An 11,648-nucleotide genomic window follows, 5' to 3' on the forward strand; every position below is an offset into this window, starting at 1 on the left:
CCGCGCTCCTGCACGGACAAGTTCAAGTCTCGCCAGCCCGCATGATGTGGGAAGGAATCGGACACCCACCTTACCCCTCTCCCTCGAGCGAGAGGGCTGCGCAGACTTGGCAGCTTGCTGCCTAGTCGCAGCTGGGTGAGGGGGTTGCGATCCAAGGGACCGCGCGGGCCGCAGGCCCGCTCCCCCTCATCCAACCCCGCCGCGGCTCCTCCGTCGCCAACGCTTCCCATCCTTCCCTCAAGGGAGAAGGAAGGTCTTGAACTTGCCCACACCCCCCAGAGCAAATTCCAATCCGACTGCATCGGCTCGACTGCTCCAAATTTTCATTTTGTCGCCTTTTCCAAGTCAGCAGATGATTCCATCCGCCCGGAAAGCAAGCCTACCGCCCCATCGCCGCCTCGATCTCCGCGACGGTGCGCGGCACGGCTTCGCTCAGCCGCTGCGAACCGGTCGGCGTGATCAGGTACAGATCCTCGATCCGGATGCCGTAATTGGCGGACTGGACGTACAGCCCCGGCTCCACGGTGATCACCGCGCCCGCCGGCAGCGGCTTCGACATGTCGCCCACATCATGGACGTCCAGCCCGACCAGATGCCCCAGCCCATGGGTGAAGTCGTCCACCCGCCCGGCCTTGCGGAACACGTCCTTCGCCGCCTCGACCAGATCCTCATAATAGACCCCGGCCTTCAGCCTGGCGACGGCCGCCGCCTGCGCGGCGAGGACCAGCTCATAGGATGCCCGCTGTTCGTCGGTGAACCTGCCGCCCGCGGGGAAGGTGCGCGTCACGTCGCAGGCATATCCCCCGACGGAGGCCGCCGCGTCGATCAGGATCAGATCCTTCTCCCCGATCACCCCGCCGCCGCCGGTATAGTGCAGCGACGCCGCGTTGCGCCCGGTGGCGACGATGCTGTCATAGGCCAGCCCGTCGCCGCCCCCGGCGCGGAAACCATCCTCCAATATCGCCTTCAACTGCCTTTCGGTCATGCCGGGGCGCACCTGCTTCATCGCGGCGAGATGGCCGCGCGCCGTCGCCGCCATCGCCTTGCGCATCAGCTCCAGTTCGCGCGCCTCCTTGACGATGCGCAGCGCGGGCAGAAGGCCGCTGTCGTCTTTCAGGGATACGCCCGGCACCCGCTGCATCACCTTGCCGTAAAGCTCCAGCGCCTTGGGAACGGGCGCGGTCGCGCTGACGATCGGCCCCAGGAAATGCAGCGTCTTGGACCGCTCGGCCAAAGCGGTGACAAGGCTCCCCAGCCCGCCGGTGCGCGCCACCCGGGAAAAGCCCGTGCGCCGCTCCACTTCGGTGCCCAGCGGCAGGCGCTCGACCTCCCACCGCTCCGACTCCACATCGCGCGACGGCAGCAGCAGCCATTCCCTGACCGTGCGTTCGGCGGGCGCCATGACAAGCACGGCGTCCGGCTCGTCGACAATGCCGGTAAGCCATGCGAAATCGCCATCCTGCACGAAGGGCGGCGCCACCGCCGCGCTGCTTTCCACCGGCCCCGCGCCATGGACGACGGCGACGCCGTCCTTCAACGCCTCCATCACCCGGCGGCGGCGCTCGCGAAACACATCGGGCGCGAAGGGAACGGTGCCCGAAGGCGTCGCAAAGCCCTGCGGCGGCAGGACCTGCGCCCGCAACCCGGCGGCGCACAGGAACGAAGCCGTCCCGCCCGCGATTATCGACCGTCGATCCCACATGTCCCTGAACTCCCTTGCTGAAAGGATTGGAACAGCAAGAGGCGTATGATGTCAATAATACAGTAAAAGGCCCCGCCAAAAAGGCGAGGCCATTCTATGGAAGCTTCTTGGACTTGGGCTCAGATCTTGTCGCCAAGCGCGCCCTTGACCGAACCCTTGACGTCCTGCGCCGTGCCCTTGGCCTTCTGCGCCTTGCCCTCCGCGACCAGATCGGGATCGCGCTGGTTGCGCCCAGCCGCTTCCTTGATCGCACCGGCCGCCTTGTTGCCGGCCGCCTTCACCTTGTCGGTCATCTCGCCCATCGGTTGTCTCCTTCAGTTGCTGTTGCCCGATAAACGGATGGGCAGAACCGAAAGTTGCCTCCAATACGCAGGCGGAACGGACGGAAGAGGAAACAGGGTGACAGGCGGAGTCGGGGATCGCCCGCTAGTCCGTCTCGGATGGCTTGCGCGCCCGCCGTTCCGCCACGAATTCGCTGATCGCCTGACCGCTGGCGTTCAGCAGCGGATAGGTCCGCGCATCGGACAGCCAATCCGGCCGCCGCGCGCCGCTGCCATAGAAAGTGTCGTAAACCAGGCTGAACGCCAGAAAGACCAGCGTCGCGCCGATCAGCCCCTTGACCGCGCCGAAGCCCGCGCCCAGCACCCGATCGACGGGCCCCAGCACAGACTGCCGCGTGCGCCGGCCGATGGCGTGAGCCAGCAGCTTGCCCGCGCCAAAGGTGATGCCGAACACCAAGGCGAAGGCAAGCACCGCCGCGCCGCTGGTGCTGCCGACGAAGGGCGCCGCCAGTTCCGTCGCCGAAGCGTGAAAAAGGCGGATCGCGAAGATCGCCAGCACCCAGGCGATCAGCGACAGGGTTTCCTGCACGAAACCGCGCATCAGGCCGAAAATGGCGCAGCCGCCGATCAGCAGCAGGACGAGAATGTCGATCGCGTTCATCGCGCTGTTGGCTATCCGCGGCCGAGCATCTGGTCAACAAGTTGCGCAAGCGCGCGATAACCGCTGACCGAAATGCCCTTGACCCCATCGGCCACGGCGGCGGGAACGAAAGCGCGGTTGAAACCGAGCTTGGCCGCCTCGCGCAACCGCAACGGGGCATGGGCCACCGGGCGGATTTCGCCGGACAAGGCGATTTCCCCGAACAGGACGACATCGGCGGGCACCGGCCGCTCCGACAGCGCCGACATCAGCGCGGCTGCGACAGCCAGGTCGGCCGCCGGGTCCGACAGGCGATAGCCGCCCGCGACGTTCAGATAGACTTCGCAGGTCGAAAAGCTGAGGCCGCAGCGCGCCTCCAGCACGGCCAGCACCATGGCCAGCCGCCCGCTGTCCCAACCCACGACAGCCCGGCGGGGCGTGGCCCCGCTGGAAAGGCGGACGACCAGCGCCTGGATTTCCACCAGCACCGGGCGCGTCCCTTCCAGCGCCGGAAAGACGGTGGCGCCGGTCACATTCTCGTCGCGATGGGTCAGGAACAGGGCGGACGGATTGGCGACCTCCTCCAGCCCCTCGGCCACCATCGCGAACACGCCGATCTCGTCCGTGCCGCCGAAGCGGTTCTTGATCGCGCGCAGGATGCGATATTGGTGGCTGCGCTCTCCCTCGAAGCTCAGCACCGTATCGACCATATGCTCCAGCACGCGGGGGCCCGCGATGCTGCCGTCCTTGGTCACATGACCGACAAGGATCAGGGCGGTGCCGCGCTGCTTGGCGAAGCGGATCAGTTCCTGGCTCGACGCGCGCACCTGGCTCACCGTGCCGGGCGCGCCCTCGATCAGGTCGCTGTGCATCGTCTGGATCGAATCGATGATCAGCAGCGCGGGCGGCGCGCCCTCCCCCAGCGTCGTCAGTATGTCGCGCACCGAAGTGGCGCTGGCAAGCTGCACGGGCGCATTGCCAAGCCCCAGCCGCTGCGCGCGCAGGCGCACCTGATCCGACGCTTCCTCGCCGCTGATATAGGCGACGCTGTGCCCGGCCGACGCAATGCGCGCGGCCGCCTGCAACAGCAGGGTCGACTTGCCTATGCCCGGATCGCCGCCGATCAGCGTGGCGGAACCGGACACGATGCCGCCGCCCAGCGCCCGATCGAACTCCGCAATGCCGGTGGTGGTGCGGGGCGGCAGTTCGACCTTGTCGTCCAGCCCCACCAGCGTCAGCGCCCTGCCGCCGCTATGCAGGTCGTGGCGGGCGGAAAAGACCGTTTCGGCCGCTTCCTCGACAATGCTGTTCCATTCGCCGCAATCGTCGCACTGCCCCTGCCACCGGCCCGAAACGGTGCCGCATTGCTGACAGACGAATTTTCGCTTTGCCTTGGCCATGCGGCACGCATATCAGAACATATGCGGAACACAAATCCTCTTTGCATCTTGCCATGGAAACCGGGCGCGCTGTGGCGCATTGTTTCGCCATGAAGACCATTCGCGTCGCGAGCTACAATATCCGCAAGGCCATAGGCACCGACCGCCGCCGGGTTCCCGAGCGGGTGATCGACGTGCTGAACGAACTGGACGCCGACATCATCGCCCTGCAGGAGGCTGACCGGCGCTTCGGCGTCCGGTCGGCGGCGCTGCCGCCCTGGCTGCTGGAGAGCATCAGCCCCTATAAGCCGGTGCCCCTCAACGTGCAGGTCGATTCGATGGGCTGGCACGGCAACGCCATATTGGTGCGAAAGGATGTGGAGATCGGCGCGCACGACGTTCTGCACCTCCCCTGCCTGGAGCCGCGCGGCGCGACCATGGCGGAGGTGACGTTGGGCAAGACGCATCTTCGCATCTTCGGCATGCATCTCGACCTGTCCGGGCTCTGGCGGCGCAAGCAGGCCGCCGCGGTGATCCACGCGGCAGGGCAGCGCGACGCCATGCCGACGGTGCTGATGGGCGACCTCAACGAATGGAGCGCGGAACGGGGGTGCCTGGCGGATTTCGCGCGGCATTACAGCTTTGCGCCCTGCGGCCGTTCCTTCCATGCGCGACGGCCGGTGGCGCGGCTCGACCGGATCATGCATTGCGGGCGGTTGAAGCTGGTCGATTGCGGCGTGCATGAAAGCGCGGGAGCGCGGAAGGCGTCCGACCATCTGCCCATCTGGGCGGAATTCAAGCTGGGGTGACGGCGAAGCTCCATCATGTTCCTGCGAAGGCGGGAGCACCGAACCCTTTGCGCAAACGCGCCTGTCCATCAGCACCCCCTCGACAAGCCCCCCTTGCTCTGCAACTCTCAACCCCATGAAAGAGCGGGAACTCAGGCTCGCACTGGTCTGCTATGGTGGGATCAGCCTGGCCGTCTACATGCACGGCATCACCAAGGAAATCTGGCATCTGGCCCGGGCCAGCCGGGCGTTCCATGACGGCGTGCCGTCCGGCAACAGCAGCGAGGCGGTCTATCGCAAGCTGCTGGAGGATCTGGAAACGGCCTGCGGCGTCAAATTGCGGGTGATGCCCGACATCATCGCCGGGGCCAGCGCCGGCGGCATCAACGGCATCTTCCTGGCGCAGGCGATAGAGACTGGCCAGTCGCTGGACCCGCTGACCGATATGTGGCTCGACAATGCCGATGTCGAAAAGCTGCTCGATCCCGATGCCCGCCCCGCCCGGCGGATCACCAAATTCTGGGCGACGCCGCTTGTGTGGATGGCGGCGCGGCATCCGGGAGACACGGTCGAGCGCACCGTCGCCCCCGATACGCGGGAGGAGGTTCGGCACAAGCTGTCGCACTTCATCCGCTCCCGCTGGTTCGAGCCTCCCTTCGGCGGGGAAATCTTCACGGCCATGATCCTGGACGCCTTCGACGCGATGGAGGCGACCGGGCGCGGCCCGGCGCTGCTGCCGCCCGGCCATCCGCTGGACCTGTTCGTCACCGTCACGGATTTCGAAGGGCATCCGCAGAGCCTGAACCTCAACAGCCCCCCACAGGTGGTGGAAACGGAACATCGGCTGTCCATCGGCTTTCGCGCCCGCGGACATGGACAGCGCAACCTTGCCGATCCCGCCGAACTGGTCTTCGCCGCCCGCGCCACGGCCAGCTTTCCCGGCGCCTTTCCGCCCTTCACCGTGCGCGAGCTGGACCGGGTGCTGAAACGCCGCCATCGCGCCTGGCCGACGCGGGACGCCTTTCTGGCGCGCGCCCTTCCCCGCCATGCAGCGCGCGGACGCGCCGAGGACGCGGTGCTGATCGACGGCTCGGTGCTGGCGAACGCCCCGTTCGCCCAGGCCATCGGCGCGCTCAGGAACCGCCCCTCCCGGCGGGAGGTCGACCGGCGGTTCGTCTATATCGATCCCAAGCCCGGCCATCGCTCGATCCAGCTCAATCGCCACGGCGAGGCGGAGGAAGCCTCATCGGGCGAGGATGCGCCGCTGCCGGGCTTCTTCCGCACCATTTTCGGCGCGCTCAGCGACATTCCCCGCGAACAGCCGATCCGCGACAATCTGGACGCCATAGACCGGCACAGCGCCCGCATCCGGCGCATGGCGCGCATATTGACCGCTCTGCGGCCCGGCATAGAGGCGGAAGTCGAAAGCGCCATCGGCGGCATGCTGTTCCTGGATCGCCCGACGCCGGCGCGGCTGTCCGCCTGGCGCAGCAAGGCCCAGCAACGGGCCGCCAGTTCCGCCGGCTTCGCCTTCCCCGCTTACGGCCACCTCAAGCTGTCCGGCATCGTCGAGGACTTGGCCGACCTGCTGTTCCACCTGAGCGGGGAGGAAAGCCCGCTGATGCGCGAAAGCTACCGTCAGGCGCTATGGGGCCATGTCAGGTCGATCGGCGCGGACCAGTTGACGGAGGATGTCGGACCCGCATCCGCCCCGGTCGGCTTCTTCCGCCAGCATGATCTGCCCTTCCGCATTCGCCGCCTGCGCTTCCTCGCCCGGCGTCTGGCCGAAACGCTGGAGGTGGAGGGCGCCGCGGACGACGCCGTCATCCAGAAGATGCACGACGCCATCTACGCCGCCCTGTCGCACTATACCGAATGCGAGGGCGCCGACTTCTACAATGGGGAAATCAAGGCGGCGGCGCGCGAAGTCCCCAATGATCCCGGCGCAGCGCTGGAGGCGGTGGCGCAGCTACGCGGCCTGCGCGAACGGGACGAAGCGGCGGACATGATGCTGGCCGATGCCCTGGCGGCGCTGCCCAGGGCGGCGCGTCGGACCATGCTGCTCGCCTATCTCGGCTTCCCCTTCTACGACATCGCCACCCTGCCGCTGCTGCAAGGGCATGGGATGGACGAATATGATCCGGTCAAGGTCGACCGCATCTCGCCGGAGGATTGCAGCGCGATCCGCTCCGGCGGGGCGGAAGCGACGCTGAAAGGCGTAGAATTCAATAATTTCGGCGCCTTCTTCAGCCGCGCCTATCGGGAGAACGACTATCTGTGGGGGCGGCTTCATGGGGTGGAGCGGCTGCTGGACATCGTGATTTCTGCATGTCCCGCGGCAAGCCGTCTTTCCCAGGAAGCGGTGCATCAATATAGGCGAACCGCTTTCATGGCGATTCTGGATGAGGAGGAGGAGCGGCTGGACCATGCCGCCGACCTGATCGCCAGCTTGAGAGAGGAGATCGGGTGAACGCAGGCAAGACGCTGTTTCCGATGCTGGTGCTGGCACTGGCCGCCGGTTGTTCTCCTGGCTCCGATGGACAGACGAGCGCAAAGGCGGGGGAACGGCCCGGCGAGCCGCGTGACGCCCTCGGTTCCCTCGCGCTACCCGACATGCCTTTGCGCCGGGAAGAGGCGGCGGAGACGCTTCCCGCATCTTCCGCCCTCGCTGCCGCGCCTTCGCGCCCCGGCGGAAAAGGCGCCGGACGGCAGGCGGACGCCGGCCCGACGAGCGCCGTGCCATTGCGGCTGCTGCCGATGAAGCCTTCGGTGGTCAACATCCCGCCGCCCCCCTATGTCCCCGACCTGCCGCCATCGGACGGCGCGGCCGACATCCAGCCCTTTCCCGATGAGGTGACGCGCTACATGGTCGACCGCGACAGTTGCGACCATTTCCGGGGCGAGGAAGCCTATGATCCGGAGCGGCTGGCCTATTTGCAGGACAATATCGCGGCGCTCTGCACCGGCACCGATGCGCGGCTGGCGCTGCTGCGCCACCGCTATGCCCATGTCCCGGCGGTCATCTCGGCGCTCAGCGGCTATGATGACCGGATCGAAGGAAATGCGTCGCAATAGGGCCTTATGAAAGGGCGTCGATCTGGGCGGCGAGTTCGATGTCCCGGCGCGACAGGCCGCCGGCATCATGGGTGGTGAGCAGGATGTCGACGCGGTTGTAGACATTCGACCATTCGGGATGATGATCCGCCTTTTCCGCAAGCAGCGCCACCTGCGTCATGAAGCCGAAGGCGGCGTTGAAATCCTTGAAGGTGAAAAGGCGGCGGATGCCGTCCGGATCCTGCACCGGCGCCCATTCCGGCAGATTCCTCAGCGCCAGCGCGCGTTCCTCCCCATCCAGCTTCGCGATCATCTGTCTTTCCCGTCCCTTGCCCGGCCGATTCCTGGCGGCGTTAACTCATTTTCCCAAGCGTCGGCGGTTTGCAGACGATTCGGAACATGCTTTATGTCTCTCCCATGGACGATGCCGGTCAACAGCCCCGATTTGCGCCGACGCGCGAGGATATAGAAAGCCTGGCGCTGGCGGCCCTGTCGCGCCTGCCGGAACCGTTTCGTTCGCACCTGTCGAATGTCGTGCTGTTTGTCGAGGAATTTGCCGATCCGCAGGTGCTCAAGGAAATGGAGATCGACGATCCCTTCGGCCTGACCGGCCTTTACACCGGCCGGCCCGTCGGGGAAGCGGCGCAAAGCGGAGACCTGCCGCCGACGGTCCATCTTTTCCGCCGCCCGCTGCTGGACGAATGGGTGGAAACCGGCGTGCCGCTCGACATGCTGATCACCCATGTCGTCGTGCATGAGATCGGCCATCATTTCGGCCTGTCCGACCTCGACATGCATGTGCTGGAGGACATGGTCACTCTATGAGCCGGGCGGGATTGCACCTGTCGGGCGTCGCCTGCGCGCGCGGCGGGCGGCTGCTGTTCCGCGGCGTCGACCTGGCGATGGAGCCGGGCGGCAGCGCCTTGCTGAAGGGGCCGAACGGCATCGGCAAGTCCAGCCTGATGCGGATTTGCGCCGGGCTGCTGCGGGCAACGGCGGGGACGGTCGATCGCCATGGCCGGATCGCGCTGGCGGACGAGCGGCTGGCGCTGGACATGGAGCAACCGCTCGAAGCGGCGCTCCGTTTCTGGACGCGGTTGGATGCAGTGGCGTCGGACGCACTGGACGCGGCGATGGCGGCAATGGCGCTGGAGCCCCTCCGCCAGGTGCCGGTGCGCATGCTGTCGACCGGGCAGCGCAAGCGGGCTGCGCTGGCACGGGTGATCGCAAGCGGCGCGCCGATCTGGCTGCTGGACGAGCCGGGCAACGGGCTGGACGAAGCGGCACTGGACCTGCTCGGAACGGCGGTTGCGGGGCATCTGGCCAAGGGCGGGATCGTCGTGGCGGCGTCGCACCAGCCGCTGCCGCTGGCGACGCCGGTGATTGTGGCGATGCAGGACCATGCATGGGCGGAGGAGGAGGCATGACCATCCTCCTGACGCTCGCGGCGCGGGATTTGCGGCAGTCCTGGCAATCCGCCGGGCTGTGGCTGCCGGTCGCCTTCCTGTTGCTGGTGGCCAGCCTCTACCCCTTTGCCGTTGGGCCGGACGCCGCGCTGCTGCAGCGGAGCGGCGGCGGCATGCTGTGGATCGCGGCGTTGCTGGCCAGTCTTTTGCCCGTGGACCGGCTGGTGGCGCCGGATCGGGATGCGGGCGTTCTCGATCAGATAGCCCTGCGCGGAATCGGGGAGGAGACGGTCGTGCTCGCCCGGCTGATCGCCCATTGGCTGGGCTTCGGCCCGGCGCTGATGATCGCCACCCTGCCCGCCGCCGCACTGTTGAAGCTGGACGGGGCGACCATAGGCTTGCTGGAAGCCGGATTGCTGATCGGCACGCCCGCCCTTGCGGCGCTGGGGCTGCTGGTGGCGACGCTGACGGCAGGCCTGCGCTCCAGCGGGGCGCTCGCCGGACTACTGGCCCTGCCGCTCGCCGTGCCGCTGCTGATCTTCGGCGCCGGGACGCTGGGCGACGGAAGCGGCGCAGCGCTCAAGTTCCTGGGCGCAGCGTCCCTGCTGCTGGTCGCGATCACCCCCTTTGCCGGCGGCGCGGCAATCCGCGCCGGGCGGGAGTGAAAGACGGGTTGGGTGGTTTCTTGCCATAAGCCCCTCCCCTTCAGGGGAGGGGTTGGGGTGGGGGCGTGCCTTTACAGGTCAACTTTTCCCGTGGGGCACGCCCCCACCCCTCAGTCCCCTCCCCTGAAGGGGAGGCGAAGCATTGACGTCCGCCATTGCCCAATGTCCCACAAGATCAAGCGTCGGCCCATCGCCGCAGCAGATTGTGATACACGCCGGTCAACCGGATGACCTGCGCATTGTCATGGCCCAGTTCGCCCGCCAGCGCCTGAACGCTGCTGTCGAGATCGAAGAGCATCTGCCGCGCGGCATCGTCCCGCACCATGGATTGTAGCCAGAAGAAGCTGGCCACCCGACGCCCCCGCGTCACCGGTTCCACCCGATGCAGCGACGATGACGGATAGAGCACCGCATGGCCGGCCGGCAGCTTCACCTGCTGCACGCCGAAATTGGTCTCGACCGTCAGTTCGCCGCCGTCATAGCTGCCGGGCTCCTCCAGGAAGACGGTGATCGACAGGTCCGAGCGCACGCGAAAGCCGGTGCCGGCCTGCATCCGCACTGCATTGTCCACATGGGTGCCGAAGGCCTGACCGCCCGCATAGCTGTTGAACAGCGGCGGGAAGACCTTGAGCGGCAACGCGGCGGCAATGAACAGGGGCGAGCGGCCCAGAGCATCCAGCACGATCTGCCCTGCCTGCTTCGCTTCGCCGCAATCCTCCGGCAGTTGCAGGTTGCGCTTGGCGAGCGCAGACTGGTGGCCGGAGGTGACATTGCCGTCGACCCATTGCGCCGCGTCGATCAGCGCGCGAACCCGGGCGACGGCCTGGCCATCCAGCAGTTCGGGGATGACGGTCAGCATGCCGATGAACCTGGACAGGCACGGATGAAGCGGAAGCGGCCCATTGCAGTCACTCCGCCCCGCCGCGCAGGACGAAGGGAATTTCGACCACGCCCTTGACCCGGACGGCCTGGCCATCGCGCATCACGGGTTTCCAGCGCCAGCCGCGCACCGCGTCGCGCGCCGCATTGTCGAGCCGGGGAAAACCGCTGCTCTGCGCGATGGAGAGGTTCTCCACCGCGCCATCCAGACCCAGCGTCAGAGCCAGAACGACGGTCCCCTGTTCGCGCCTGCGACGGCTCTCCACCGGATAGCGGGGCGGCTTGCCGGCGATCATCTGCGCGCCCAGGTCGCCGCCCTGGACCAGGCTCGATCCCATGGATGCGGCGGGCGGCGCGGGGGGTGAGGAAAGCGCGACGGGAAGAGCAGGCGGCGCAGGCGGCACGATCTCGGGCGTGGTCGCCACGGCCGGCGCCGGCGGCTGGGGCACTTTCACCAGTGGCGGCGGCGCGACGATCTTGGTCTGCGGCGGGGGTGGCGGGGCCTCCGCGGATGGAGGCGGAGGAGGCGGTGGCATGAGGTTCACGACCGACAGGCGCGCCTCCCGCACGCGCTGCGCATGATGCCGGACCTGGACCAGCGCGGCGATAAGGACGGCATGAAGCAGGACGATGACAAGAATGGCTGGAACGTTCGGCCCACGCCGCGCGCCATAGCGGGCGGGAGCAGCCTCGAATCGAACAGGTGCGCTGGGGACGGAGAGCGGAACGGCGGGGGATGGGACGATCGCGTCATCCGCCGCCTCTTCAACATATCCATCTGCTACGCGAAGCATGCCAGATCCCCTTTGCCGCCCTGCCGGCGAAACCGGTCCATAACGCGAATCCTAATGCTA

The 11,648-nt window shown here is 67.2% G+C and carries 13 protein-coding genes; 6 read left to right on the forward strand and 7 right to left on the reverse strand.

Going from position 1 to position 11,648, the window contains the following annotated elements:
* Positions 1 to 379: 379 nt before the first annotated feature.
* The 4 genes from A0J57_RS12670 to radA form a co-directional block, all read right to left on the reverse strand.
* Positions 380 to 1,702: an aminopeptidase P family protein gene (locus A0J57_RS12670; protein ID WP_061940243.1), complete on the reverse strand. Its 1,323-nt coding sequence runs from the start codon at positions 1,700 to 1,702 to the stop codon at positions 380 to 382.
* Between the two features lie 119 nt (positions 1,703 to 1,821).
* Entirely contained in the window at positions 1,822 to 2,004 is a 183-nt protein-coding gene (locus tag A0J57_RS12675; RefSeq protein WP_025551144.1) for a general stress protein CsbD, read from the reverse strand.
* Between the two features lie 124 nt (positions 2,005 to 2,128).
* Positions 2,129 to 2,644 carry a CvpA family protein gene (locus A0J57_RS12680; RefSeq protein WP_044661661.1) on the reverse strand — a complete coding sequence of 172 codons (516 nt, stop codon included), beginning with the start codon at positions 2,642 to 2,644 and terminating at the stop codon, positions 2,129 to 2,131.
* 11 nt (positions 2,645 to 2,655) lie between these two features.
* Positions 2,656 to 4,023 carry a DNA repair protein RadA gene (gene radA / locus A0J57_RS12685; RefSeq protein WP_044661660.1) on the reverse strand — a complete coding sequence of 456 codons (1,368 nt, stop codon included), beginning with the start codon at positions 4,021 to 4,023 and terminating at the stop codon, positions 2,656 to 2,658.
* 89 nt (positions 4,024 to 4,112) lie between these two features.
* Between radA and A0J57_RS12690 the strand changes: the two genes are divergently transcribed.
* The 3 genes from A0J57_RS12690 (at position 4,113) to A0J57_RS12700 (ending at position 7,865) form a co-directional block, all read left to right on the forward strand.
* The gene (locus tag A0J57_RS12690) at positions 4,113 to 4,811 is read left to right on the forward strand and encodes an endonuclease/exonuclease/phosphatase family protein (protein ID WP_173664353.1); all 699 of its coding nucleotides are present in this window, start codon (positions 4,113 to 4,115) and stop codon (positions 4,809 to 4,811) included.
* A gap of 115 nt (positions 4,812 to 4,926) precedes the next feature.
* Positions 4,927 to 7,260 carry a patatin-like protein gene (locus A0J57_RS12695; RefSeq protein WP_061940247.1) on the forward strand — a complete coding sequence of 778 codons (2,334 nt, stop codon included), beginning with the start codon at positions 4,927 to 4,929 and terminating at the stop codon, positions 7,258 to 7,260.
* Positions 7,257 to 7,865 (forward strand): hypothetical protein, encoded by a 609-nt coding sequence (locus A0J57_RS12700; protein WP_061940249.1) that lies wholly within the window; start codon positions 7,257 to 7,259, stop codon positions 7,863 to 7,865. Before A0J57_RS12695 ends, A0J57_RS12700 begins: the two co-directional genes overlap by 4 nt.
* Before the next feature lie 4 nt (positions 7,866 to 7,869).
* On the opposite strand, the gene A0J57_RS12705 is transcribed toward A0J57_RS12700, so the two are convergent.
* Entirely contained in the window at positions 7,870 to 8,157 is a 288-nt protein-coding gene (locus A0J57_RS12705; protein WP_048577142.1) for a 4a-hydroxytetrahydrobiopterin dehydratase, read from the reverse strand.
* A gap of 86 nt (positions 8,158 to 8,243) precedes the next feature.
* Between A0J57_RS12705 and A0J57_RS12710 the strand changes: the two genes are divergently transcribed.
* The 3 genes from A0J57_RS12710 to A0J57_RS12720 are packed head-to-tail and all read left to right on the forward strand — an operon-like array spanning position 8,244 to position 9,915.
* Entirely contained in the window at positions 8,244 to 8,669 is a 426-nt protein-coding gene (locus tag A0J57_RS12710; RefSeq protein ID WP_044663047.1) for a metallopeptidase family protein, read from the forward strand.
* Entirely contained in the window at positions 8,666 to 9,271 is a 606-nt protein-coding gene (ccmA, locus tag A0J57_RS12715) for a heme ABC exporter ATP-binding protein CcmA (protein WP_061940251.1), read from the forward strand. Before A0J57_RS12710 ends, ccmA begins: the two co-directional genes overlap by 4 nt.
* Positions 9,268 to 9,915, forward strand: coding sequence for a heme exporter protein CcmB (locus A0J57_RS12720; protein WP_048577144.1), 648 nt, complete (start codon positions 9,268 to 9,270; stop codon positions 9,913 to 9,915). Before ccmA ends, A0J57_RS12720 begins: the two co-directional genes overlap by 4 nt.
* Before the next feature lie 175 nt (positions 9,916 to 10,090).
* Here A0J57_RS12720 and A0J57_RS12725 read toward each other — a convergent pair whose 3' ends face one another.
* Both A0J57_RS12725 and A0J57_RS12730 read right to left on the reverse strand, forming a co-directional pair.
* Positions 10,091 to 10,774, reverse strand: coding sequence for a Fe2+-dependent dioxygenase (locus tag A0J57_RS12725; protein ID WP_025548744.1), 684 nt, complete (start codon positions 10,772 to 10,774; stop codon positions 10,091 to 10,093).
* A 49-nt stretch (positions 10,775 to 10,823) separates the two neighbouring features.
* Positions 10,824 to 11,588 carry an energy transducer TonB gene (locus A0J57_RS12730; protein WP_061936398.1) on the reverse strand — a complete coding sequence of 255 codons (765 nt, stop codon included), beginning with the start codon at positions 11,586 to 11,588 and terminating at the stop codon, positions 10,824 to 10,826.
* Between the last annotated feature and the right edge of the window lie 60 nt (positions 11,589 to 11,648).

The organism is Sphingobium sp. 22B (genome assembly GCF_001580035.1).
Taxonomy (GTDB): domain Bacteria; phylum Pseudomonadota; class Alphaproteobacteria; order Sphingomonadales; family Sphingomonadaceae; genus Sphingobium; species Sphingobium fuliginis.